At 45.8% G+C, this 23142-nt stretch carries 28 protein-coding genes and 1 tRNA gene; 3 read left to right on the top strand and 26 right to left on the bottom strand.

The genetic code is table 11. The features are described 5' to 3' along the window. Window positions 1–20: 20 nt before the first annotated feature. On the bottom strand, window positions 21–1031 hold the full coding sequence (locus QVC96_RS03260; RefSeq protein WP_287689902.1) for an isocitrate/isopropylmalate family dehydrogenase: 1011 nt from the start codon (window positions 1029–1031) through the stop codon (window positions 21–23). A 12-nt stretch (window positions 1032–1043) separates the two neighbouring features. Continuing rightward, entirely contained in the window at window positions 1044–1616 is a 573-nt protein-coding gene (locus QVC96_RS03255; RefSeq protein ID WP_287689901.1) for a DUF447 domain-containing protein, read from the bottom strand. Between the two features lie 34 nt (window positions 1617–1650). Here QVC96_RS03255 and QVC96_RS03250 point away from each other — a divergent pair, with 34 nt between their 5' ends. Next, window positions 1651–2961, top strand: a complete 1311-nt coding sequence (locus QVC96_RS03250) for a hypothetical protein (protein WP_287689900.1) — start codon at window positions 1651–1653, stop codon at window positions 2959–2961. Here QVC96_RS03250 and QVC96_RS03245 read toward each other — a convergent pair. The 15 genes from QVC96_RS03245 to QVC96_RS03175 all read right to left on the bottom strand — a co-directional run bounded on the left by QVC96_RS03245 (window position 2944) and on the right by QVC96_RS03175 (window position 13927). Further along, on the bottom strand, window positions 2944–3669 hold the full coding sequence (locus QVC96_RS03245; RefSeq protein ID WP_287689899.1) for an HAD family hydrolase: 726 nt from the start codon (window positions 3667–3669) through the stop codon (window positions 2944–2946). The genes QVC96_RS03250 and QVC96_RS03245 overlap by 18 nt on opposite strands. Window positions 3670–3675: 6 nt before the next feature. After that, on the bottom strand, window positions 3676–5886 hold the full coding sequence (locus QVC96_RS03240; RefSeq protein ID WP_238024620.1) for an elongation factor EF-2: 2211 nt from the start codon (window positions 5884–5886) through the stop codon (window positions 3676–3678). 172 nt (window positions 5887–6058) lie between these two features. Next, window positions 6059–6748 carry a 3'-flap repair endonuclease Xpf gene (xpf, locus tag QVC96_RS03235; protein ID WP_287689898.1) on the bottom strand — a complete coding sequence of 230 codons (690 nt, stop codon included), beginning with the start codon at window positions 6746–6748 and terminating at the stop codon, window positions 6059–6061. 33 nt (window positions 6749–6781) lie between these two features. Then, the gene (locus QVC96_RS03230) at window positions 6782–7168 is read right to left on the bottom strand and encodes a prefoldin subunit beta (protein WP_287689897.1); all 387 of its coding nucleotides are present in this window, start codon (window positions 7166–7168) and stop codon (window positions 6782–6784) included. Window positions 7169–7384: 216 nt separating this feature from the next. Beyond that, window positions 7385–7786, bottom strand: a complete 402-nt coding sequence (locus QVC96_RS03225; RefSeq protein WP_287689896.1) for a hypothetical protein — start codon at window positions 7784–7786, stop codon at window positions 7385–7387. 82 nt (window positions 7787–7868) lie between these two features. Further along, window positions 7869–8087: a 50S ribosomal protein L37ae gene (locus tag QVC96_RS03220; RefSeq protein WP_238024624.1), complete on the bottom strand. Its 219-nt coding sequence runs from the start codon at window positions 8085–8087 to the stop codon at window positions 7869–7871. Beyond that, the gene (gene rrp42 / locus QVC96_RS03215; RefSeq protein ID WP_238024625.1) at window positions 8087–8929 is read right to left on the bottom strand and encodes an exosome complex protein Rrp42; all 843 of its coding nucleotides are present in this window, start codon (window positions 8927–8929) and stop codon (window positions 8087–8089) included. The genes QVC96_RS03220 and rrp42 overlap by 1 nt, the downstream gene beginning before the upstream one ends. Before the next feature lies 1 nt (window position 8930). Beyond that, complete coding sequence (rrp41, locus tag QVC96_RS03210) at window positions 8931–9668, bottom strand: exosome complex exonuclease Rrp41 (RefSeq protein ID WP_238024626.1); 738 nt, start codon at window positions 9666–9668, stop codon at window positions 8931–8933. Continuing rightward, window positions 9634–10377: an exosome complex RNA-binding protein Rrp4 gene (rrp4, locus tag QVC96_RS03205; protein WP_238024627.1), complete on the bottom strand. Its 744-nt coding sequence runs from the start codon at window positions 10375–10377 to the stop codon at window positions 9634–9636. The genes rrp41 and rrp4 overlap by 35 nt, the downstream gene beginning before the upstream one ends. A gap of 1 nt (window position 10378) precedes the next feature. Continuing rightward, window positions 10379–11077 (bottom strand): ribosome assembly factor SBDS, encoded by a 699-nt coding sequence (locus QVC96_RS03200; protein WP_238024628.1) that lies wholly within the window; start codon window positions 11075–11077, stop codon window positions 10379–10381. A gap of 14 nt (window positions 11078–11091) precedes the next feature. Beyond that, a complete protein-coding gene (gene psmA / locus QVC96_RS03195) occupies window positions 11092–11814 on the bottom strand; it encodes an archaeal proteasome endopeptidase complex subunit alpha (RefSeq protein ID WP_238024629.1) in 723 nt (240 codons plus the stop codon). Between the two features lie 93 nt (window positions 11815–11907). After that, entirely contained in the window at window positions 11908–12336 is a 429-nt protein-coding gene (locus QVC96_RS03190) for an Rpp14/Pop5 family protein (protein ID WP_238024630.1), read from the bottom strand. Then, window positions 12317–12859, bottom strand: a complete 543-nt coding sequence (locus QVC96_RS03185; RefSeq protein WP_238024631.1) for a hypothetical protein — start codon at window positions 12857–12859, stop codon at window positions 12317–12319. The genes QVC96_RS03190 and QVC96_RS03185 overlap by 20 nt, the downstream gene beginning before the upstream one ends. Beyond that, on the bottom strand, window positions 12828–13271 hold the full coding sequence (locus QVC96_RS03180; RefSeq protein WP_238024632.1) for an RNA-binding protein: 444 nt from the start codon (window positions 13269–13271) through the stop codon (window positions 12828–12830). The genes QVC96_RS03185 and QVC96_RS03180 overlap by 32 nt, the downstream gene beginning before the upstream one ends. A 5-nt stretch (window positions 13272–13276) precedes the next feature. Next, window positions 13277–13927, bottom strand: a complete 651-nt coding sequence (locus tag QVC96_RS03175) for a 50S ribosomal protein L15e (RefSeq protein WP_287689895.1) — start codon at window positions 13925–13927, stop codon at window positions 13277–13279. Window positions 13928–13997: 70 nt separating this feature from the next. Here QVC96_RS03175 and QVC96_RS03170 point away from each other — a divergent pair, with 70 nt between their 5' ends. Continuing rightward, on the top strand, window positions 13998–15200 hold the full coding sequence (locus tag QVC96_RS03170) for a redox-regulated ATPase YchF (RefSeq protein ID WP_287689894.1): 1203 nt from the start codon (window positions 13998–14000) through the stop codon (window positions 15198–15200). A gap of 335 nt (window positions 15201–15535) precedes the next feature. Here the strand turns inward: QVC96_RS03170 and spn are convergent, their stop codons facing one another. The 8 genes from spn to QVC96_RS03130 are packed head-to-tail and all read right to left on the bottom strand — an operon-like array spanning window position 15536 to window position 20605. Continuing rightward, complete coding sequence (spn, locus tag QVC96_RS03165; protein ID WP_238024635.1) at window positions 15536–16750, bottom strand: bifunctional sugar-1-phosphate nucleotidylyltransferase/acetyltransferase; 1215 nt, start codon at window positions 16748–16750, stop codon at window positions 15536–15538. Next, window positions 16722–17372, bottom strand: coding sequence for a 30S ribosomal protein S3ae (locus tag QVC96_RS03160; RefSeq protein WP_238024636.1), 651 nt, complete (start codon window positions 17370–17372; stop codon window positions 16722–16724). Before QVC96_RS03160 ends, spn begins: the two co-directional genes overlap by 29 nt. Before the next feature lie 33 nt (window positions 17373–17405). Next, entirely contained in the window at window positions 17406–18101 is a 696-nt protein-coding gene (gene trmJ, locus QVC96_RS03155) for a tRNA (cytidine-2'-O-)-methyltransferase TrmJ (protein WP_287689893.1), read from the bottom strand. Beyond that, complete coding sequence (locus QVC96_RS03150; protein WP_238024638.1) at window positions 18073–18627, bottom strand: HemK2/MTQ2 family protein methyltransferase; 555 nt, start codon at window positions 18625–18627, stop codon at window positions 18073–18075. The genes trmJ and QVC96_RS03150 overlap by 29 nt, the downstream gene beginning before the upstream one ends. Further along, a complete protein-coding gene (locus tag QVC96_RS03145; RefSeq protein ID WP_238024639.1) occupies window positions 18624–19277 on the bottom strand; it encodes a 16S ribosomal RNA methyltransferase A in 654 nt (217 codons plus the stop codon). The genes QVC96_RS03150 and QVC96_RS03145 overlap by 4 nt, the downstream gene beginning before the upstream one ends. After that, entirely contained in the window at window positions 19274–19909 is a 636-nt protein-coding gene (locus QVC96_RS03140) for a DUF655 domain-containing protein (protein ID WP_238024640.1), read from the bottom strand. The genes QVC96_RS03145 and QVC96_RS03140 overlap by 4 nt, the downstream gene beginning before the upstream one ends. A 44-nt stretch (window positions 19910–19953) precedes the next feature. Then, window positions 19954–20292: a DNA-directed RNA polymerase subunit F gene (locus QVC96_RS03135; RefSeq protein WP_238024641.1), complete on the bottom strand. Its 339-nt coding sequence runs from the start codon at window positions 20290–20292 to the stop codon at window positions 19954–19956. Window positions 20293–20305: 13 nt separating this feature from the next. Next, a complete protein-coding gene (locus tag QVC96_RS03130; RefSeq protein ID WP_287689892.1) occupies window positions 20306–20605 on the bottom strand; it encodes a 50S ribosomal protein L21e in 300 nt (99 codons plus the stop codon). 81 nt (window positions 20606–20686) lie between these two features. Between QVC96_RS03130 and QVC96_RS03125 the strand changes: the two genes are divergently transcribed. Next, window positions 20687–20783 (top strand) — tRNA-Leu (locus tag QVC96_RS03125). Window positions 20784–21117: 334 nt separating this feature from the next. Here QVC96_RS03125 and QVC96_RS03120 read toward each other — a convergent pair. Further along, the gene (locus QVC96_RS03120) at window positions 21118–22701 is read right to left on the bottom strand and encodes a hypothetical protein (RefSeq protein ID WP_287689891.1); all 1584 of its coding nucleotides are present in this window, start codon (window positions 22699–22701) and stop codon (window positions 21118–21120) included. Window positions 22702–23142: the final 441 nt, after the last annotated feature.

Genomic DNA, 23142 nt, shown 5'->3' with positions numbered 1-23142 from the left:
AATGTATGAATTTAAAAACACTATGTTATCTTGGAATATATTTCGTCTACTATATCATTTAACTTAGCACTTCCACCCACGTCTGGCGTGAGTCTTTTGCCATCGCTGTACACCCGGTAAATTGAGTTGGTAAGGGATTGGGAGGCCTGCAAGTATCTCTGGTCTTTACTAACCTGATACATACGTTCCAGCATCATGCTGACTGAAAGTAAGAAGGCGGTTGGGTTTACAATACCCTTTCCTGCTATATCAAACGCGGCTCCATGGACGGGTTCGAAGAGTGACTTCTTGTCTCCCACGTTGGCTGATGGAGCTAATCCCAGGCTGCCAGCTATCTGAGAGGCTTCATCGCTCAATATGTCCCCATACATGTTCGTGGTAACTATAACATCAAACATGTTAGGATCCTTCACTAGATTGGCTGCAGCTGCATCCACATACATCTCGTTATATTCTACCTTACCCTTCAGCACGGAACGGCATGACCTTGCGAACAAACCATCCGTAATCCTCATAACGTTGGCCTTATGAACGCAGGTCACCTTATTTCTTCTCCTCTTTGCGTATTCCAGTGCAACGTTAGCTATTCTTACAGATGCTGAGGCTGATATCACCTTAAGTCCTACTGCTACACCCTCTGAGACTTCATGCTCAAATCCCTTATACAGGTCCTCAGTATTCTCCCTTACAATCAAAACATCCACATTCCCATATTTGTTGGGAACACCCGGAAGCGACTTTGCTGGCCTTATATTGGCATACATGTCATACATTTGCCTTAATCTAACCACTACATCCATAGCTGACTCCCCCACAGGTCCCTTCAGTATCATATCTGAGGACTCTATCACCTTAAGCGTCTCCTTCGGTAATGCCTCACCGTACTTGGCCTGAGCGGAGTCTCCAGCCTCAACTTCAATAAATTCTATAGGCAAAGAGTAAATTTCTACTAATTTCGCCAGTATCTTTTTACTGGCAAAAAATATTTCAGGTCCTACTCCATCCCCTGGGATCACTGAAACCTTGAACATGGGATGGCTTACCTAATCGAGCTTATATCCTTTTGACCTAACCACGTCCAAGATCTCCTCGAGATATTTCTCCAGATAGGGGCTTGTTCTTTTAATCACACCTATTTCATACCTGATAATTTCAAGTAGTTTGTCTCTTTCTTGGGGCAGAATATCTAATCTTGTAAGGTGAACCAGAAGATCCACGAATAGGCTGTCTCCCCTAGAAAAGGGTCTTTCTTTGCACTCTCCCTTAAACTCCAGAGGACGCAACGAATATTCGCTAGGATTTCCTAGAACCTGTATATCGCACTTTGCAATAATTACGCAAGAAACGTTCAACACAGGGAGACCGTACATGAATGAGGTGGGTTTCAATTTACCATTCAGACCCTCGTAGAAGAGAACCGGATCCTGGGTTATCAGAATGGAGCAATAGGGATGCACGGTAATGTTCCTTGAGGTAACGGATCCCCCGTATAACCTGAGCCTGTAATCTTGGAAGTGTCTCAGCCCCACCGGGGAAATATTATCAGAAACGCCAGCAGTACCTAGTAATACTTCATATATTCCAGGTCGCCCAAAAACTTGATTTAAGCTGTCCATGTAAACTATCGAATAAGTTACCAAGGTTAGGCTAATGAGCATTGAGCATGGTCTAGCGGGAGACAAAAATGAAGGGAGAAGGGTTGAGAAACTGAGAGAGATACTGGAGGATGTGAGCGATGAAGTGAAAGTATACAGAGAGAGGATATTGACATGGGAGGTTAACCATTCCCTAGTGATCATAAACGGTGAAAGGATTGAACATCAGGTACTACCCTACTCGCCGACCTCCTATATCAGGGGACATATAGTGGAGAATCCCAGAGAGTGCGGGAAAGGTACAGTCCTTGTGAACGGAGATGAGTCCCAGTCTAGCGTGTATTATAATCTCGTTCTAGCAAAGAGGTTTGGTTGTCAAGGTGTGCTATTAACCAAAATCCGCACAGTCTCAGTGTCTCCTCCCTATCTACAGGATGGGGCCTCCGAGCCTCCGTTACCCCTTATCCTATTGAGGAATGCCAACCCTAAAAGAGGAAATCTGGTGGAGATAAATCTTGAGGCAAAGGCGAGAATCGGGCATGCATACTCGATCCATGCTATAAAGAATGGAAAAGAACAATCCAAGAAGATCCTCCTCGTCTCTAACCACGATACATGGCTCAGCGGAAGTAATGCATGGATGACCTCTGCCAAAATTTTCAGAGAACTGAAGAACAACCCTGATCAATGGGAATACCTCTGCATGTCGGGGATAGAGTCCGGGGCGCCGGGATTTTCCTCCCTATACTGGGCCTATGTAGCTAGGCAACTGGGAAAGAGGTTTATTGATAGGCATCTAGCGGTGGAGCTCAGCGATACGCTGGGATTGAGTCTCTCCCCTGGAATGAAACACCCGGGTATGGAGGGGAAACTAATTAGCCCAGCCTCCATATCCTTTGAGCTATTGAGGGCTGGTATTCCATCAGCCAATCTGGGTATACGACAAGTCTTCCCTTCATCCCAGCCTGTGGACTTGGTAAAGATGATAAGCGTCCTCTCGTCGAGTTTCAAATTTTCTCTGGAAAAATTGATTAATGATCTTGTAGGTGACTATTCTCTACTATCCGCGGAGATTAAGGCCCTGTTGACCAATCTTCGCGGAGAGGCAAAGGAGGCTAGATATCTACTTAGGTACCTGGGAAGATATATGGGATTACCAGGAGAAATGGAATACGCCCTATTTCATAAGATTGTAGCCATAAGGAAGTCTCCCAGGTATGAATTCATGTTCGCTGAGGGAAATCCTGCGCTAACAATTGAAAGAGCGAACAATGAGTTCCTCAGAGGTTATAGATCAGAACTTGATAAAGAAGTCACGGACGCTTATCTAAGTCAGTTATATGAGGATTTACAGGAACTCCTCTAGCTCCTTTAGACTTGAAACCACGAAATCAGCGTACAGCTCCGGATACTTCACAGACGAGTCCCGATCTATGAGTATACTCTTGAGGCCAGCCTTTTTGGCAGCTAAGCAATCCTTAACTGGATCATCCCCAACCATTACGCATTCATTTCCCTTGGCTTTAAGTTCCTCACAGGCTAGGATGAATGGTTGAACACTGGGTTTAGGCCTAACGTTATTTTCCCCACCTATAACTATTACATCGAACTTATCTATGAAGGGGAACTTAGCTATCCTGGACTTCTTATCCCCGCCCTCACCATCACTGTTGGTAACGAGGCCAATTTTGTAGCCCTTCTGTTTGAGGTAAGTTAATATGTCCAATGCGTCTTCAAAGGGAAGAGTCTCCCCGGCTATGGACCAATAGAGACTGGTCCACTCAAATAATTGCTCCTTCTCAATATCACTTATTCCAATCTGTTTTAAAACCTCAATCCACCACACGTTTCTGTCATACACTCCTTCGGAATCAAGCTTCTCTGAAATGTGGAGAAGTTTCTGTTCAAGTAGTTCCGGGGAAACAAGAGTTTGTCCGTTATCCTTAAGGAAATTATAAATATCTGAGGAAACGGCCTGAATGGCCTTCCTAAAAACAGGTTTAGAATTGACTAGGGTGTTGTCATAATCAAAGAGAATTGCCTTAGAGCCCGCGAAAGGGTTGAATTCTTCCATCTCAATTCACGACAGGAAGTCCTCAACCTTGGGTAATTCCTTGGGCAATCCCTTCCTCTCCCTGATCTTAAGGATTACGTCTGTGAGGATGCTGTCTGGCACAGGTGCCCATTTGCTGAACTCAGTCCCCCAGAACGCTCTACCACCTGTGGAGCCTCTGAGATCACTGGCCAATTCATAGGACTCTGACACAGGAATCTCTGCCAAAATCCTAGCAACGCTTCCTGACTGCGTCATGTTAAGCACTTTGCCCCTCTTCCTGCTTAAGACTGCAGTAACGTTACCGACGAACTCCATGGGGACCCTGATATCCAGCTTCTGGAGCGGTTCCAAGAGGGTTGGTTTAGACATAAGCATGGCAGCAAATATGGCGTTTCTCACAGCTGGGTATATCTGTGCAGGTCCTCTGTGTGCAGGATCCTCGTGTATCGTGGCGTCATGAAGGACAACCTTTACTCCCCTGATGGGTTCGTGGGCTAGAGGTCCCTCCCTCATTGCCAGCCTATAACCCTGAAGCATTGTATCCATTATCTCTCTCAGGTGCTGAACACCGCTTGTGGCATCTATGAGAACGTTAACGTTCTCGTCAATCGCTATTATTTTCTTGGCTTCGTCGTAATCCCAGTCAGCCTGATCTCTGAGAATCTTTGCCATTTCCTTAGAGTCCATGTCCTCCTTGATGGTACCATTAGAAATTAGCTCGATTGTTTTATCATTAAGGGGTTCCACGCTAATGTAGAATTTGTTATGCTTGTTGGGAGATTTACCCTCAAAGACTTGACTCTTGTTTCTTACACTCTCCCTGTATACCACGATTGGCGGTGTTGTAACGACATCCACTCCATAATTGTCTTTCAATAACTGTAAAGATACCTCCACATGGAGGAATCCCATTCCTGATAAGAGATACTCTCCTGTCTCCTCGTTTATCTTAACCACAAGGTTGGGATCCTCAATGCTCAACTTCCTCAGCGCATCTATCATCTTGGTCAAATCTTTGGGGTTCTTGGGCTCCACGGCTATGGTTACAACTGGCTCAGACACGTAATGGAGCTTCTCGAAGCTTCCCTGAAGATCCTTATACCTTATATCAATGAGAGTCTCACCAGATCTGGCCCTCTCTAGGCCTAGTACTGCCGCAATGTTTCCTGCTGGAATCTCATCTGCAAGCTCCCTGAATTGACCCATGTAAATGCTAACCTGTAGAACCTTCTGGGGAGCCTTTGCGTTAACCAGCCAAACCTCGCTACCTGGCCTTATGGTACCAGAGAACACTCTACCAGTTGCGACTAGACCAGCATGCGGATCAACCTTCATATCTGTGATCATCATTACTACAGGGCCATTCGGATCTGCATTGAGCATGGATTTTGCTAACTCGTTGTCTAGATCGCCCTTCCATATCTTAGGAATTCTATATTTCTGGGCATCTACCGGGTTTGGTACGAACTTGATGACTGCGTCCAGAAGTGCCTCATTTATAGGAACCTGGGACGCCAATTCGTTAATCTTAGCCTTGTCGGTGGTTGAGTAAGCATCAATCACATGCTTCATGTTAATGCCCTTTTTCTGGGCCATTGGTATGCTAAATCCCCATCTGTCCTTGGCAGAACCGAAGACCACGTTACCTAAGGTTGGATTAATGGCCCACTTCTCCTTTAGTTCAGGTTCGGCATATATGTTAATGAGGTTGTTCACCTCCTTAATGATATCCATCAGCTTTTGCATCATCTCCTGAGGACCTAACTTCAACTCCTTAACTAGCCTATCCACCTTATTAACGAACAGAATTGGCCTAACCCTCTCTTCTAGACTTTGTCTCAGGACAGTTTCGGTCTGAGTCATCACTCCTTCAACTGAGTCCACCACAACAATAGATCCATCCAATACCCTAAGGCTCCTAGTTACCCTTCCGCTGAAATCCACGTGTCCGGGGGTATCAATCAGGTTAATTACGTAACCTTTACCTTCCACCTCGTGATAGAGGCTTACGTTCGCCGCCTTAACAGTTATTCCCCTTTGTTGTTCCACGGATAGATAATCTAAAGCTAGAGCCTCTCCAGCCACCTTAGGTGAAATTATACCCGAGGCGGCCAGTAGCTGATCGCTGGTAGTGGTCTTACCGTGATCCACGTGGGCGATAATACCGATATTCCTTACCCTAGTTCTATCCTTCATTAGGCTCAAAACTTGTTCTGATGTCTTGTATTTGGGCAAGATATCTCACCTAGTATCGTAAACATGTAGTACTATAACTAGAGGTATTAAAGTGTGATTATAGGAAAGTTATCATTCGTTTTTACCACATCGGTTCAATTCCTGAATGTAAAACCGTCACAGCTATTAGTAATATCATTCTTGACCTGAAATGCACAACCTGTTGTCCGTATTATTCCTCAACGAAATCTGTCAGAGACGCCGATTTCTTTTCCGAATTATCAGAAAACTTCGTGTTAAATATTTTATACAGAAGTTCGGCTTTTTTCCTGCTCTTCATCACTCTCTCCAAGTCCGCTATGCTAGAATTACATATGTTTCTTATGGTAGAAAATTCAGTTAACAGCCTTAGTGCTATCTTTCCACCCACGTTGGGCAGAGATTGAACAAGGTAAAGTTGCATCTCATCTAAACTTTCAAATTTTGGCTTATCATGAAGAACTATAGGCTTCTCTACCCTCATCTCTTGATACCTTTTTGCTAAGGCAACCAGAATCTCTGCTGACTCCCTTTTATCCACGGAGTACAGAATATTGACGCCATAATCTACGGTGGCAGAAACTAGGGCCGAATTGAAAAGCTTCCATTTAGTGGTGATAGCCTTGGCTCCTTCTAGATCTCCCTCGATGAGGATGAACACCCTGGAATAGACGTCTTTAAGTCTTTTCAATTGATCAAAGAATCTCTTATCAAAAACCGAGTTCATGAGATCAAATACGTTCTTTCTTTCCACCGCTACGCCATCAGCTACAATGTAATCTCCCACCGTTAATTGCTGTAAAAAGACTAAAGCCCCGAGATCACGTAACAGATCCGGAATTCCTGACTGCTTCTCCCTACTATCGGCGTAAATTCTTAACATAACAATATTCTTCGGTCCACTAAACTAAAAATATTAAGCCTTTGGAGGAGAAGCTCCGGGTGTGCCCTGCGGATAATATTTCTGAATGAGCTCGTTGACCTTCTTCTGCAGATCCTCAAACTGCTTTCTGAGAAGCCCCTCTTGCTTCTGATACGTCCTGCTCTTGAGCTCCAATAACTCCTTCCTCTCGTTGAGTTCGTTTTGAACATTAGTCCTATCCTGCTTAATTAGAAGGTTACCAACGATCTTGTATACAGGTGAGTCTTGGGGTATATTTGCAAGTTCCTTCAGAACCTCGTTAACTTCTCTTAGCTCACCCTCAATAACGCTCTTCTCATAAGTCAATCTCTCTAACTGGCTTTGTAACTGTTGTAATTTTAAAAGTTGGGTTTGAAGTTCAGGGGGAATTCTTTCTGCCATCTCATTCTACCTCATTTAGAGTACTCAACACACTGTAGATCCAGAATATATAAGAATTCATTATAGCCCTACACCTAGACACACTATCACACCTTATAATAATCGAATCGTCGCTCATGGAAACGTATTCCCTATCCACGTCCTCTATAATTAAGGCATTTTTTATTAAGTCTTTGAGTTCCGGATCCAGTGAATCCAATGTAATATTGATAACAATCATTCTGCTAGCCCCATGAAAAGTATCTCCCTGTTCATGGAATCAACGAATCTCACATTACAGCCGTTATCGAATTTTACCTCAGCGTGAACTGTGCACTCGCGAGTTCTTGTAGCTCCTAGGTCGATCAAAAGGGAGTTCACCTTGGTGCATCCATACTCAGTTTCCCTTATGCATAATATGCGCCTAGTATTATATAACGAAATCTTTTCGTAGTCGCTTCTAAGCCTCAAACTTTGTATCAAAAAATGGTAGAGTCTTTCTCCAGATATCACATCATAAACCTCTAGAGAGCTGGGATTACCCTTGAAAACATTAACAAGAAGGAGTAACTCTCCTCCCAATACCCTTGCTATTCTAAAGACTTCCTCTAGGTTTCTTTTTCCCCTGTTTACCTTCACAGAAAAGGGAAAAATGTATTCCAAATAGTTTAAAAAACTCCTTGTTCTGCTAGACGTATCCCTTGAGCTACTGATCACAATCCTAACTCGGTGTATAGGCCTGACCAGCCCACTTGCTGCCACATTTCTTGCAACTCCAAACTCCTGACGCAATCCTGTAGACCTTTCCTGTGGTCTTACAAACTGGACAGGTGTGATCTGCATATCTCTTCTCCATTATTTCGCTCCATTTCTTCCTCAACGAGGAACCGTATCTTGCACCAAACCTGCCAGCTATCCTTGAAGTCCTCTTGGATGGCATTACGACTCACCTTTCCCAATTCCTATGAGATTTTTAAGCTCTTCTAGTAGCTTCTGACTTGTAGCTGACGCCATGCTCTCAGCAATCTCTACCTCCTGTTGACTGAAACTCCCTTCCCCTGACTTCTGAATGCCCACTATATTACCGCTGGGTATATAGGAAAATGATATTTTGGCGTCCATTATGCCTTCCTCCTCCAGGTCAGGATCCACCACAAGGAACTTACCTATCTTGGCCACGGAAACAGTAACAACTGGGTACTTGATAGGAAGTGGAGTTGTTTTTTCCTCTTTCTGTATAATTATTGTATCATTTTCCCTTACTACCCTGGGAAGTTTGGCATCATAAAGTGCGGCGACAGCGGCAATGGTACATGCGTCCAGAGCGTTTCCCCCGTAATCCAAAACCGAAATGTCTACCCACACAGTCCAGACCTTTTTGCCTGGCTCTATAACTAGCCCTGTTAGGTCAACAGATTTAGAGTCTCTTAGGCTCCTGTCCACAACTCTAGATAACTCAATGGCATTCTCATCTGGAGGCCCTGGTTCAAAGGTCTCATAGGCCAAGGGAAGCAACTCAGCATTGACCACAAGGTTACCCTGATTGGGTGTATCGGGATATGGCTCATCCTCCTCTATCTTTACTCCAGCCAGGACGGTGGTGTCTCCGAGCTTAACCAGAGCCGAGCCATCTGCCTTCTTGGCGTAACCTAAAGTAATGGATAAGGGCCTATAATCGGTGAATTTCCTTCCATCGCTTCTGGTTCCTCTCTCCAGGAGAGCGATTATGCTTTCCTTCTTTATCAAAGGAATTACGTTTTCGTTGGTTGGCGTCATGGACATGTCAGGATCCCTCCTCGTGAATTTCGGCGAATTTGCTCCTTAGTACTTCCTTTTCCAAGTTATAAATGGTGTTAATGCCCTTATACGCCAGCTCTAATCCCTGTTTAAATTCTTGCTGTGTCATGTTACCATTAAGCTGGATGAGGGTAATTTGTCCCAATGAAGGTAGCATAGCCACTGGCATATCTGCCTCTCCCCACATGTCCTCAGGTTCGTTTAGGTCAAGAACCACGACCCCATCTGCCTTACCAACTGCCACAGCTGCTATTACATCCTTCACCGGTATTCCAGCATCGACGACTGCTAGAGATGCGGCCATTAAAGAGGCCAATCTGGTTCCGGCATCTGCCTGAATTACTTCCATGAACACGTCAATGGAGGATCTTGGAAACTGTTCCACAAGTATGGAGGATTCCAGTGCTTCCCTTATTACCTTGGAGAGCTCTATCTCCCTTCTGCTGGGTGCAGGACTCTTTCTCTCATCAGTGGAAAATGGAGTCATATGATATCTCACTCTTAGAGTGGCCCTGTTTGGAAGAGCTAGGTGCCTGGGATGCATCTCCCTGGGACCATAAACAGCCGCTATGATCTTTGTATTACCCACTTCAACCAAAGATGAACCGTCGGCGTTCTTTAGTACCCCTATCTCCATCTTCATAGGCCTTAATTCGTCGGGTTTCCTCCCGTCAAGCCTTCTTCCATCCTCAAGTATTAGTTTGGGCTTCTGAACTTGTAACACTCTTATCACCTAGTGATTCTTTTATTAGTTTTTTAATTCTATCAGTCAACCCTTTAGTGTGGGACTCGCGTTCTATGGTTCTTATGGCCATTATGAGAATATTCTCCTTTTCCTTTGATGGACAATTTGCCAGAACTCTCCCGTTCTGAGCCACCAAAATGTCGCAGCCGGTCTCCGTACTCAAAGTTTCCAACATACTTTTTCCCTTTCCCACAACCCTGGGAACCTTTACGGGGAGAATGTCAATCACTGTACCTGAGGATACTCTCCCAAGTCCCTTTCCCTTAACTGAGAGAACTGGATCGCTAGTTCTATCAAAGCTCTCTACCTTTGCAATCACGTAATCCCCTACATCTATATATCTCCTAAGATCTTCACCTACGTTAGCTGGTCTTCCCAAAAGGGAAGACGCGGGCAAATAAGCAGAATAGGGAGCCTTAATGTCTGTAGTCCAGCCGTAAAGTTCCACATCCTCCACCAGAGCTATTACAGTGTCTCCTATTCTTGGGTAGTAATGTGAACCTTCCAGAGGAATAACTTCAAAGATGGAGTCCTTTACCTCAACCACTCCAATTACTGAGGCGAAATACTTGTTCCCTTGCCTAATTATGTATGGAGACCATGGTATTTGAAAATTGCCCTCAGCTATTAGATCGCCTGGGACCACCACGGTCCTGTCCTGTAGATATATTTTATTTTCTGTGGACATCTTACTTCACTTGAAGTACTCTAACTTCTACTTCGCCTTTAGTTATAGAATTTAACTTATCTATTACATCTTGTTGAGCTCCAGCCGGTATTTCTATCTCAGCCACCAATGTACCGTCGTCGAGCCAGATAGTTTTCTTTACACTGCCCAGGGAGCTGAGCTGTTGCTTAGCCTTACCGGCATATCTTTGCGGGATCTTAACCTCGAGAAGAGCCCTAGCAATTTTGATGGGTATTATTCTGGTCAATTCATGAATGATCTGTAGGGCTTGAGCCTCAACCTCCTTGTTAATATCTATTTGCACCCTCGCCTGCTCTAGCGCCATTTCCAGTCTTGCCGGTGGTATGGGGAGATTGGTCTTGGGATCAACTGCGTTCCTATGGATGAAATCAATTATTTGTTTTCTCTTTGCCTCAAGCATCTCCTTTCTTTGTTCTGCCGTAATTGGGATTTCTCCCTTGAGTATTATTTCCCTGGAAATTGTTTCAAAGTCCGTGGTTCCAAAAACCTTCTTCAGTGAAGATGGGGAGGCCTTTAACCCCTTCTTCACATCCTTGTAAATGGTGTCGGAAACAACCACATCGGAGAGGGATATGCTTTTACCCTCCCTTATTTCCATGGCTTCCTTAGGCTTAACTAAAATCTCGAATCTCTCCCCGTGACTCTCGTACTTCACCACGACGTAATCCTTTGGGCCCATATATTTTTATCACCTTAGATTTTCTGAAGATAATTAGCCCTTTCCTCAAGAGTCATCTTCCTGAATTGACCTTCCCTAGTGGCGAATCCTATCTCAACGTTTCCTGGGCCCAGCTTCTCTCCAGGCTTCAATGTAACCTTTAGTGCGTTCAACGCAAGGAGAATGGTCTCCTCAACGCTTAGGTCCTCCTTATAGTTCTTCTCCAGATAATCAGTAGCGTTATATCCACCCTGTCCTATAGCTACCGCCTGATAGGGCATGAACTGCCCGCTGGGCTCGGTCATGAATAGTTTAGTGACCCCCCTGTCAACACCTCCCACTATTAGGGCCACGCCAAATGGTCTAACTCCTCCGTGTTGTGTATACATTTGCTTCACATCAGATATTAACTTGGTCAGGTAGTCTATGCTAATGGGTTCGTCATAAACTAGCCTGTGTTGAAGTGAGGAATTCCTTGCGTAATCTATGAGTATCCTCCCATCTGAAGCTAGACCTGCAAAGCTACATCCCACATGATCATCCAAAAGGAAAACCTTCTCAATACTGTCAACGTCCAGTAGCTGAGACGCCTTCTTTTTCTCTCCCAAAATGACTACGGCGTTCTTGGTCTTAACGCCCAAAGTAGTCCATCCTTTCTTTACTGCCTCAAAGGCATAATCTACTTGGTATAAGGAGCCGTCGGGCGAAAATATTGTTATTGCCCTATCATAACCCATTGCGGCTGGTCCAAAAGCCATATATGATCAATTTATACGAAACCTAGAGGCTAATAAAAGTGTCATAATCAGATCGTCGCAGGGAACATCATCATGCAGTCTGGAGCGGCGTCATCATCCAGTTCGTATGAGGCTCTTGGCCTTTTTTAAACTTCCGGTTGTCCTCAAGGGTACCAGGAGAACCTCCATTCCGGCAACGGATTTAACAAGAGGTAAGGAGGCCAGAACTGCCCTATAGCCCAGCCTATTGGTGGATATTATGCCACTCATGGTAGAGGGACTGTAAAAAATCACGTGAGGATCGGAGATCTCTAACCACATTCTCCCCACAAACTCCTTAACAGCGTCCCTGACTGAGGTTTCCAAGGCCTTACTGGTCAGTTGGCCCTGCCCTCCCACCACTCTAAAAACAATATATCTTTTCTTATTTTTACCAATTTTACGTCTACCCTTAAGCACTACGACGTTTTTGCTTGTAAGAAGTATCACAGTTAGTCCTGACAGCCATATCACAATTACCATGTCAAGGATCGTCTGATACAAGCTGAAACAACTCCAAGGGATTTGTATAGACCCAGCTTATCACGTCCTCCATATAGGCTCCGTGAAACGTTATATAATTCACTAGGCTTAAGGGAGCCCACAGCTCCGATATCCTAGAGGCGCAGGATGAGAACACTATCTTTGCACCTTTATACCCCCACTCTATGGCTCTACGAATAACATTTGAAGATGAATTACTCAACCTGATCTCAATAAATTTCTCTTTACTCTTAGATAAATTCAAAAGATTCTTCCTCAGTAAATAGAAATTATCGTTATCCACGCTTATGCCGTGAATCCCAGGATCATTCAGGGCTTTGACCAATTGTCCCCTGGAAAGGGGCCTGAAGAAGACGATCGAGTTATTTGGACTGGCGCTCCTCGAATCTCCCTGCAAGGTTACCCTCCTCCTGAGCCCCTCTTCTCTCAGGTCCTTTCTCGTCTCAACAAGATACCGCTGAAATCCCAGTTTCCTGGAAACTTCCACTAGCCTAGGATCTAGTATACATGTTTCCACTAGCAAGTTGCTTCAATTCCTCCATAAACTGTTTAATGTTATCCTTTAAACTTATAACTATTTTTATTACATCGTCCCCATCTTTTAATAAAACCCTGCCCTGAGATATTAAGGCCTGCTTGTCTATTCTAAGATATATTCTATTTCCCTCTGATCTACTTTGAATTGTTGATAAAAGGAAGATTAGGTCTCCCTTATCCAGTCTAGAGAGCAACCTCTGAGTGACCTCGCTGGCAACTTTACCCTCTAGCTCAACCTTGAAGGTTACAATGGAGTCTCCGTAGTGTCCAGTTGCGTCATATCTGGTTATAGAGGTTCCCTTCTGATCGTCAAGAAGTGAAAGAAGTGCATTGAGAACCTTACTTTCATCTTCTGTAGAATATAAAAATACAGAGGCGGTTATCCTGTTAACCCGCATGTCCCTTACTTGCCTGGAATTCTATCATATCTGGATAGCCTGTAATACGTGCTTGCTTCATGTCTCTTCTTCTGCTCTCTCTCCTTCTTCTTCCTAGCTATCTTGTGGTGTATTGTTCCCTTAAGTCCGCGAGACTTAAGAAGTCCACGGGTTCTCCTGCCGGCTGAGGTTAGACCTCTGAATACCCTTCCCCTATTGGCCGGGTTCTTTAACCAGCTAAATTGAGGATCGGACATGATAACAGGGTTATGCGGATCCACCAGGATTACCTCATAATACTTGTACTTGCCGTCCTCAGCAACGTAGTAGCTCCCAAGAACCTCGAGACCTGGGAACTTCCTTGCAGCCTTCTCCTCTGCAATAAATTGAAGGCTTTTAGCGGGCGAGAAACCGTAAACACCCATCCTCTTGGGTCTTCTACCACTGTTTGGTCTCTGCTTATCCATTCCACCCTTCTCAACCTTAACTCTAGCAACTATAATGCCCTGTTTAGCCTTGTATCCCAAAGCTCTTGCCCTGTCCAGCCTAGTTGGTTTCTCAATTCTGGTTACCGTGTTCTGGTTCCTCCACTCAACAAGTCTTTGCCTGATAACTGTTTTCTTCCACTCCTCACTGGCCCAAGTAGTTGCCATGAAAGAGTACGCTGAGGCTACCATATCATTTCTCCTATAGTGCTAGCTATCAACTACTTAAAAAACTGAACGGTACCTATATCACAGAATATACATGATAACCATAGGCCTCATTGGCAAAACCAACGTTGGCAAGAGCACGTTCTTTTCCGCCGCTACCATGCTGGAGGTAGAGATAGCCAATAGACCTTTCGTTACAATTGAACCCAACGTGGGTGTGGGGTACGCAAGGAAGAGATGCGTCCACGTAGAACTCGGGGTTAAGTGCCAGCCAAAGAACTCAATCTGTATAGGGGATTACAGGTTCATTCCCGTTAAGCTACTGGATGTTGCGGGACTAATTCCTGGAGCACATGAAGGTAGAGGTCTGGGTAACAAATTCCTCGATGACCTCAGAAAAGCTGATGTATTAATTCACGTCGTGGATGCCAGTGGGTCCACCAACGAAGAGGGTGTGATGGTGAGCCCAGGGAGCAGGGATCCTGAGGAGGACGTTAAGTTCGTGGAAAGGGAAATAGATGAATGGTTTTTCTCGGTTATTAGGAAGGATTGGGATAAATTTGCCAGGACCACCGATCTCAGCAGTAAAGACGTTGTGGAATCTCTCCTCAGTAAGGTGTCCGGGTTATCTGTTAACAGGAAACATGTGGTCATGGCCCTAAAGGCCAGCGGTCTTGAAAACGTCAAGCTGATTCAGTGGGGCGATGAGGGACTTAGACAGTTCAGTTCAGTATTGCGCAAGATATCTAAGCCCATAGTAATAGCTGCAAACAAGGCAGACATACCAATTTCAAGGGAAAACATTTCCAGGTTAAAGGAGAAGCATTCCCACGTGGTACCGGTGAGCGCTGAATCCGAGCTTGCGCTAAGAAGGGCAGCGAAGGCTGGCCTCATAGACTACATCCCTGGAGATGGTCAATTCAGGGTAATAGGGAATATTGAGGAGAAGAGAATGAAAGCCCTGAACTACATCAAGAGCAATGTGCTTGACGTGTACGGCAGTACCGGGGTTCAACAGGCCATAAACGAGGCCGTCTTTGGAGCGTTGAATATGATTCACGTGTATCCAGTAGAAGATGAAAGAAAATACACGAATAAGGATGGGGACGTTCTACCAGACGTCTTTCTGGTAGAGAAAGGTTCCACACCCAAGGACCTAGCGTTTCTCATACACACGGACTTAGGAAAGGGATTTCTCTACGCAATAGAGGCCAAGAAAAAGGTAAGGGTAGGAGAGGACTACGAACTTAAGGATGGGGACGTGATAAAGATAGTATCCACTTTAGCCAAGGGGTGAACTACCCCACCCTCACAATAAGGCTTCTTGGTTCATTCACCATGCTCGATCCCCTCTAACCCACAGCATCTAATGAAACCCATCCTTGACGCCCCGAGTGGGAGGGTTAAGGTGGCTAGATCTCCGCAAGCTTGACTTCGGTTCCATCTCTGGGTGGCCATCCCATGTGATCGCACGTTGGGGTTTAGCAGACCACAGTTGATTTACGCTATCATCAAAACCTTTCTTTGGGCTATCCATCCTCAACCTTACGGTGGGTATTCCCCACCAACCCCCAAAGAGATAAAATGGGTGAAGAGGTCTTCAACTTCCCTGACCTACATAATCCTAGGTTTTCAACCCTTGAAGAACTCTCCCCTATTCACGTCCCTGTTCACTACCGCTCCGGGATAGATCATGGCGTAAGCTCCTATCCTTATCCCGGGTAGTATGGATACGTTTATCCCGGTCCTCACGTGTCCACCCACAACTGTCCCCATCTTTTTCCTCCCTGTTCCCTGTCTCTTTCCCTTAATGTTCATGTACACTTCCTTTTCATCAAACCTCAGATTAGCCACCAGAGTTCCGGCACCAAAGTTAACATCCTCAGAGATTACGCTGTCTCCCACATAGCTCAAATGGGGGATTTTTGTCCCTTCCATTACAACTGACTCCTTAATCTCCACGAATGATCCTATCTTCACATTACTTACCAGGACAGTGTAAGGCCTTACGAAGGCGTTTGGTCCAACTACACAGTTCCTCCCGATGTACGCTGGTCCTTCTATCCTTGTACCTGAAAGTATCTTGGCTCCCTCCTCAATGACCACCTTCCCCATCAGCTTCACATTTTCCTCTAGTTCGCCCTCAATCTTACCGGGTATTGAGTCCAGTTCCACCTTGTTTATGTCAATGACATCCCACGGCTTTCCCACATCCCTCCAGAAGTCGTTACTCTTAACCACCTTTATCCTAGACCTCCTAGCGAAGGTAGTAATGGCGTCTGTAAATTCATATTCTCCCCTAGGGGAAAGCTCTAGTTTATCCACCAGATCCAGAATCGAAGAGGAAAGCTTGTATATCCCTCCATTAATTACGTTGGAGGGTGGATTGGGGCTCTTCTCCACAATTCCCTGAAGGTATCCTCCCTCATCCATCTTAAGGGACCCGTATTCGCTGGGATTGGGAACCTCAACACCGAGCATGGAATTGCCAGGCTCCGAGACCACTCTCTCCACAGAGTTACTCGTGGTATAAATGTCCCCGTAAAAAATAAGGAGTTCGTCATTGGAAAACTTTGGAACGTACTGAAGAGCCCCTCCAGTCCCTTTCCTTTCGCCCTGTTTCACCAGATTGACTCCCTGTAATCGCGAAAAGAAAGACTCATATTCGGGAGGATACTCCTCGGGTATCACCACAAAAATCTCTGGATCCTTCACAATTCTCCTAACTATCTTCAAGTTCCTTTCAATCAGGGTTTCTCCTAGAACGGGAACAAAGGGTTTGGGCCTAGTATGGGTGATGGGCTCTAGTCTTTCTCCCTTACCCGCTGCTAGGAGCACTACTTTCAACGGCTTGCTTGACCTCCTTTATTACGGGTGCAAGTAGAACCTTGGACTTCTCTATTTCAGCCTTCCTGAGAGGGGCTATCTTCTTTGCCTCATTGAATATGTTGTTTGCCAGGTTTCCAAATATCATCTCCTGAACAAATTCGTCGAAGGTCTTACCCTCCGCTGTCTTCTTAACCACGTCCTCCATGATCTTCCTGATAGTGGTGGCCTGTTCCCTGTGAACCCTGTAGGCAGTTAAGGCCAGCGTCTTTACCCTAAGGGTATAACCGTCCTTCGTGACTATATCCACAACCTTGTTGATCTTGGAACTTTTCCTTCTAACCAAGGATCTTACGTAATCCCTGGAAAGCTCGTGGCCTGCGAACTCCGTGAAAAGCCTATCACCTTCGCTCCTCACAACCTTAAAGTACAGGTGAACATACACAGTACTGAAGTCGCCCGTTAAGTCATAGAGGGTGGTCTCCACCTTCCTGCCAATAGTCTGCGACACATCAAAAGCGGGGGTAGAACCCAGGGACACCTCTCCAAATACCTTAGGCGAGTAAATTGAGAACCATTTCTTCATCTTCCACTTATCTTTGAGTGCACCAGCACTACCCTTGGCACCTGATCTAGCTGACATTGAACAAACATCTTTAGTAAAGAGTATAAAAACTCATTCATTGCCGTGAATCATTCTCATGTAGACCTTCCTGAGAAACCTGACAACCGCCCTCCCTTCCTCCTCATCCCTTATACCCCGCAATAATGATCTCTTAGTTGCAATATACATAGCCTCATCCCCATCTGATCTTTTAACTGTGTCGTAGAGAGTTTTTACGTACTTCTCAACCAGCGTTATGGTCTTCTGTGAGGGAGCAGGACCAGCCTCGCCTGGGCGGAGATGAGTTGACTTCCAGATCTCATACAGGATTATTCCCACGGCGTGGGACAGGTTCAGCACGGGGTAATCCCTGTTGGCCGGGATATGAACCATTATATCCGTCATCATTATTTCCTCTCTGGTTAAACCCACGCTCTCCCTCCCGAACACCAGTCCTGTCCTTCTGTTCTCCATTAACTTAACAATCTCCCAGGGAGGCATGGACTTACGCAACATATCTCCCTTGGAATCTGCGATGCTGGACGTGGATATCTTGAGATCTAGATCCCTCAACGCTTCCTGCAGTGTAGAGGTAACTGTGACCCTCTCCATGAAATCCCTTCCCTTGGCCGAGAACTCCATGGCCTTGTTCAGGTCACATCTGGGATTGACCACGTATAGCTGGTCCACTTCAAAGTTCTTACATAGCCTGGCCACGAAACCCACGTTATATTCCCCTTCAGGCTCTACCAAGATCACCCTTAGCAACTACCTTCACCGCCTTGAGAACCTCAAATCCGATTACCCTCTCTTTAACTTTATTTATTTCCAATCCACGGTCTTGAAGGAACCTGGTTATCTCCTCCTCGTCCGTGAAGCTAGAGTACACGAAATAGTAATTCTTTGCATTAACCTGTCTCATCACCCCAAGAAGGACCTCTACTCCTCCCCTCCCTCCCGACCAGCTATATCCTATCCAGCTTGATGTTTCATACACAGGTAAGTAGGGTGGATTGAATATCAATGTATCCACTTTGACTTCTCTCAAACAGGTGATAGAGTCGCAGTTTATCACCTCAAGATCTACCCCGTTTAACCTAGAGGAGCAGAGAGTGGCCTCCGTGGCATAGGGATTGACGTCTATCGAGGTTACCCTGCCTCCCATTTTGCTGGCGATAATTCCCAGTAACCCACTGCCTGAACCCATATCCAGCACATTCTCCCCCTGTCTCACGTCCAGAATTGAGGCCAGAATCTCCGAGTCCTCTGCAGGTTCGTATACTTCCTCGTTCACACAGAGTTTATACCCATTGAACTCAACAATTCTGTAACCATCCATGGCTTGAAGTCCCTCACTCTTCTGGTCTCACTTGAGGTCAAACCGCACAGTTGAGACGCATTTCTCAGGGTCTTGTTCCTGTACCTGCTAAGGCATTTTATTATCTCCGTTACCCTCTCGTTATAGCTCCTCCTCCTCTCCAGGAGTACCAGGGACGAGAAGACCCTGGGAACGGGCCTGAACGCCCTGGGAGGGATAACCAGTAGCTTGTCTATTACATAATAGTAATTTAGGAGGAAGGATAGAAAGGTTGGATAACCCAGTATCTTGTTCACGAAGTCCTCCTGAAGGACGAGGAGAAGCCTGGGGAAGGAGTCCAGTTTAGAAACCTCGACGAAGAAATCCGAAGTAATGGAGTATGGAAGAGAGGAGACTATCTGTCCCCTTGATACTGGAAGTCTTCTGGCATCCCCATGAACTGGATTGAATTCAGAGAGATGAGGAAGCAGGCGGGTATCAAGCTCAATACACACGTCAGGGTTAAGGAACCTGGAGAGGTTTCCCCTCCCGCAACCTATCTCTATAAGGGGCCTCAACCCGGAGACATGACCTACAATACGAGAAATTATTTCTTGATCTACTAGAAAATTCTGTGAATAATTCATCCCTGCTTTAATCTTTCTAAGTAGCCTATATATTTCTGCTCCTGAGGCTTCCTCTCTCCCTCAGCTCCCCTCTCCGCCTCGCCTGGATAGACGAAGAGGAAGTACTTGTCCTCCCTCTTGATTTCCACCAGCAACCTCTTCACCAGTATCTCCTTCACATTCTTGATTCCCACCCTGGCCTCTATGTCGGCGAAGCTGACGAACGGAGCACGCTTTCGCTCCTCCAGGACGGTCCTGAGGGTCTTTTTCCCTATATCGGGAAGGAGCTCAAGGGCGTGAAGTTTCAGGGTGAGTGACTCAGCTCTGTTAAAGAAGTTGACGAACTGACTCTCCTTTGCGCTGACTATTTTTTCCAGGATTTTCCCAAGATTGTCCTTGGCCAGTGAGGTCAGGTCCTCGTAATCTATGAGCACATCGACCTTGATAACGGGCGGATCCTGATCCCTGTCTATCCTCTCTTCCAGCTGGATCTGCTCGGTCAACGGGATGGCTTCCATGAGAATGAAGTAATCCTCACCAATTACCTGGACTATGGGTTTGTTCTTATGCCATTTATGCCTGTCAAGTGGATTTCCCTCCCTGAGGTAGTCCAGCACATAAACGTAGCGCTCCCTAGGCCCTCTCTTACTCATAGTGCCACAGATAAGGATATATGCAATTAGAATATTAAAGACAATCAGTTGTTTCTGTATCTTTTTATTAAATCTAGAATTTTCTCCAATTCATCCTGAGAAAATGCCTTACCCTCCAAGGTTAGGATGGCCCTAAGTGCGTCCGGATTGTCCGGGCAAAGACTGCTTATCATGGCCATAACCTCCTTCTTAGAGACCAGTCCCTTGAGCTCCTCCATGAGTTTCCGCGCGTTCTCCGCACTGCATTTCTCCAAGGAGTTAAGGTACTCAAAGGTCTTCTGGAGAATGGAGGAGGAAGATCCTGACTCAATGGCCTCCTTCAGGATCTCCTTGGCCACAGAGTAGGGGACGTAATCTTCCTCAATGATCTGAATAGATGACATAGAAAAATCACTTCTAAGCCTTTATCTGGTTGAGGTGCTCGGGTCTGACTACTAGAACCTTTTCCTTATCCCCAAGCTTCACCTTAACCTCGTAGGATTTTCCCCTCTTTCCGAGGACAGTTCCAACCTTGCCCTGGTATCTCCTGTGTGGCATACCGTTGTGTGTGGATGAGTTTATCTTTATAACAACCCTCTCGCCTTCCTTCAGGTCAAGCATTAGCCTGCCCAAAGAAGGAACTGCTCCCCTCTCCCTAGGTGCCTTCCTGAGAAGTTTCCTGCTCCTTGTCCTGTTTCCTCTCGAGTGCTTCACCATCGTAAATCTGGTAACAGAGAGTATCAGTGATAAATTAAATTTTCGGATAAACCTTTAAGCAACTGGATCAAGTTTATGTGTGCGGGGGTGCCCGAGCCTGGTCAAAGGGGGCGGACTTAAGATCGCATAGGAGATCCGCTGGAGCAGTCCTGCGCGGGTCCAAATCCCGCCCCCCGCATTTGGTCGCAGACAACCGCGTCCTGAACTGTACAATGTACATTTATCCCCGGGACAATAACGTGGGTTAATTCCACATCTCCCGGGCTTTATCCGGCTGGTCTTGCGTGCATCTTAGTAACATGAAAGTTTGAGTTTAGAGTTCATCTACGCCTTCCCGGTAGGAGGCAATGGGGATATTGGTTACGGTCAACTAAACTAGAATTCTTGTAGTTTCTAGTTAGTTAAATTCTCGCCATAACAAAACCAGTCTTTGTCTCGTCGTGACGAAACCTCAATGAGATACTACCAAAACCATGACCAAGATCATTCCCACCCAGAGAAATGCGTGGGACTCATGGTGTTGCGTGAATTCCATGGGAGGGATATATCCACTTCAGGCATTCCTGGTATCTGCTCTCATTGAACTTGGTGCAGACCTCCCTGCACTGGGCCTGAGAGGCCCTCCTAATGTCGTATGGCGAGGGAGAGAGGTGGAGCATGTCTATAATGGGCAGATGCTTCAGGTAGTCAGACACCCTATCCACGCAATTCCAGTAACAGGTTTCATCCAGCGTTGTGGCCTCTTCATGACAGATCTCCAGCGCCTCCAGCTCCTGGTCAGATCCTAGCTGGCTCAGCACGTTATAAATGTCTTGAGCCACCCTGCTCATCTCAGAGTAGCAATGGCCCTGATCGGAACAGCTGAAGTGATGCTTGTACAACTCCTTCTCCAGTTCATCTACCACGTCCTCAGGGTACCGGGAAAGAATATTTCCTATAACTATTGCGAAGTTCACTGCTGAGGAGAGGTAATCCTGGGAGTAGCCCAGGGAAGCAGACCACTCCATCACGTCCTGATAATTCCAGCTCCTGGGTGGAGGAAAGACGAATGCAACGGAGGAGGACTCGAAGAAACCTTCAAGCTGAGGATCGTTGTCCACTTTTCGGTTCTGCGACTGGGCATACGCGCTCAGAACTTGAGAGAAGGATACCAGGGAGGAGATGAAACCGGAAATGACTGGAACGTTGCACTGGGAGTTCCCAGAGTAGACAGGAGAACCCAGGTAGTAGTCGTCTACGGGATCCTCGGGATATCCGGGTATAAAGTAGTAGCCCTGACCTATGAAGGGAACGAAGGGAGTAGAGAGAGCCGGAAGGAGATCAGGGAAGGTGCCACTCACGTAGGATGCTATTGAAGTACATGTATTGCATACACCATGAGATGTAGGAGTTTTGTAGAATAGACCTCCGCTCTTGGAGCTCGCTTCGCGTATCTCTCTCCTGTATGACTGTACAAATGCGGAGTAACTTGAAGGTTCGGGAGGTAGGGGGTTCGTAAAGGTCTGGGACGTTCTCTCTCCTCCAAAGAGGATGCCTACGTTGAATTTCCCTATCACTCTAGATAGCTCGCTCCTTACGCTGGAGGAAAACCTGAATCTCCTCTCTGCACCGTACTGGTAAACTGAAACGTGATCTCCTCTCCAGTTGGGGGATATCCCTCCCATATACACCATGATGTTCTTGCCAGAGGGAGTTGTAAGGCTTACCATAACGCCCTGCCTGAACACCAGTTTTGGTGCATCACTATAGGGATTTCCCACCACGCTTGCGGAAATATCATTGTCTGTGGCCACTGAGACGAAGGCCAGCTTCATGAAGTCCCTGTCGACTTGATCAGCTCTAGCCCTCATATTACCCTCCGTCTTTCCGTTGCACCGAGCCTCTTCGTTGGCCTGATCATTGTTAGTTACGTAGGTAAAGGGGGACCCAACCCTGGCCATGGCTATGGCGTTGAAGGCAACGGACTCCAGGGCTCTGTTGCTGTAGATGAAGTTGTTGAACTCCCTGTTCATAGCCGTTATTGCCTGGATCACCCCATTCAGATCTCCCGTTGACTCAGCCTGAACCAATTGTTCCTTCTGTTCTAGGAGAGACATGGATAATAATTGATCTGAAAGTATATAAGTATTCCCAGTTTATATAGTAGAGAGTAGGCTGAAAGTGGATTGGGAATAGTTGACGAATCTAGGACTGCAGCTATGCTCTTGATTTGGTGTAAGAAAAGATGTCCGTTGGTAATGGTTCCTTGACTACGATATAGAGTAAGATCTTATTGATTAACGGGCAGGCATATTAGCTTCTTTTTCACTATGCCTCCCTGTTGAGCTTCACCATGCACTGGCGAAGTACATCTTCGAGATTGTTAAGCACGTATTTAATTAACCGTTTCTGGAGGAGAACTTCCCAATCTTATTGCTAATGACCAGAGACACAGTCTTAGAAAGCTCTAAATAATCAACTGTGCAACTCTACCCCAGTCGCATTTATACCCGTACAAAAAGAAAAGATAACTTTAAATATTGAATGTAATAATATTA

Source organism: Metallosphaera javensis (ex Sakai et al. 2022), from assembly GCA_021654415.1.
GTDB lineage: Archaea > Thermoproteota > Thermoprotei_A > Sulfolobales > Sulfolobaceae > Metallosphaera > Metallosphaera javensis.
This window is presented reverse-complemented; position numbering and strand designations above follow the sequence as displayed.

Excerpts from the sequence above, each read along its gene's own strand:
- QVC96_RS03260 (WP_287689902.1), bottom strand. The coding sequence starts at position 1,031 with ATGTTCAAGGTTTCAGTGATCCCAGGGGATGGAGTAGGACCTGAAATA.
- QVC96_RS03255 (WP_287689901.1), bottom strand. The coding sequence starts at position 1,616 with ATGGACAGCTTAAATCAAGTTTTTGGGCGACCTGGAATATATGAAGTA.
- QVC96_RS03250 (WP_287689900.1), top strand. The coding sequence starts at position 1,651 with ATGAGCATTGAGCATGGTCTAGCGGGAGACAAAAATGAAGGGAGAAGG.
- QVC96_RS03245 (WP_287689899.1), bottom strand. The coding sequence starts at position 3,669 with ATGGAAGAATTCAACCCTTTCGCGGGCTCTAAGGCAATTCTCTTTGAT.
- xpf (WP_287689898.1), bottom strand. The coding sequence starts at position 6,748 with ATGTTAAGAATTTACGCCGATAGTAGGGAGAAGCAGTCAGGAATTCCG.
- QVC96_RS03230 (WP_287689897.1), bottom strand. The coding sequence starts at position 7,168 with ATGGCAGAAAGAATTCCCCCTGAACTTCAAACCCAACTTTTAAAATTA.
- QVC96_RS03220 (WP_238024624.1), bottom strand. The coding sequence starts at position 8,087 with ATGCCATCCAAGAGGACTTCAAGGATAGCTGGCAGGTTTGGTGCAAGA.
- rrp42 (WP_238024625.1), bottom strand. The coding sequence starts at position 8,929 with ATGTCCATGACGCCAACCAACGAAAACGTAATTCCTTTGATAAAGAAG.
- rrp4 (WP_238024627.1), bottom strand. The coding sequence starts at position 10,377 with ATGTCCACAGAAAATAAAATATATCTACAGGACAGGACCGTGGTGGTC.
- QVC96_RS03200 (WP_238024628.1), bottom strand. The coding sequence starts at position 11,077 with ATGGGCCCAAAGGATTACGTCGTGGTGAAGTACGAGAGTCACGGGGAG.
- psmA (WP_238024629.1), bottom strand. The coding sequence starts at position 11,814 with ATGGCTTTTGGACCAGCCGCAATGGGTTATGATAGGGCAATAACAATA.
- QVC96_RS03180 (WP_238024632.1), bottom strand. The coding sequence starts at position 13,271 with ATGCGGGTTAACAGGATAACCGCCTCTGTATTTTTATATTCTACAGAA.
- QVC96_RS03175 (WP_287689895.1), bottom strand. The coding sequence starts at position 13,927 with ATGGTAGCCTCAGCGTACTCTTTCATGGCAACTACTTGGGCCAGTGAG.
- QVC96_RS03170 (WP_287689894.1), top strand. The coding sequence starts at position 13,998 with ATGATAACCATAGGCCTCATTGGCAAAACCAACGTTGGCAAGAGCACG.
- QVC96_RS03160 (WP_238024636.1), bottom strand. The coding sequence starts at position 17,372 with ATGTCAGCTAGATCAGGTGCCAAGGGTAGTGCTGGTGCACTCAAAGAT.
- QVC96_RS03145 (WP_238024639.1), bottom strand. The coding sequence starts at position 19,277 with ATGAATTATTCACAGAATTTTCTAGTAGATCAAGAAATAATTTCTCGT.
- QVC96_RS03140 (WP_238024640.1), bottom strand. The coding sequence starts at position 19,909 with ATGAGTAAGAGAGGGCCTAGGGAGCGCTACGTTTATGTGCTGGACTAC.
- QVC96_RS03135 (WP_238024641.1), bottom strand. The coding sequence starts at position 20,292 with ATGTCATCTATTCAGATCATTGAGGAAGATTACGTCCCCTACTCTGTG.
- QVC96_RS03130 (WP_287689892.1), bottom strand. The coding sequence starts at position 20,605 with ATGGTGAAGCACTCGAGAGGAAACAGGACAAGGAGCAGGAAACTTCTC.
- QVC96_RS03120 (WP_287689891.1), bottom strand. The coding sequence starts at position 22,701 with ATGTCTCTCCTAGAACAGAAGGAACAATTGGTTCAGGCTGAGTCAACG.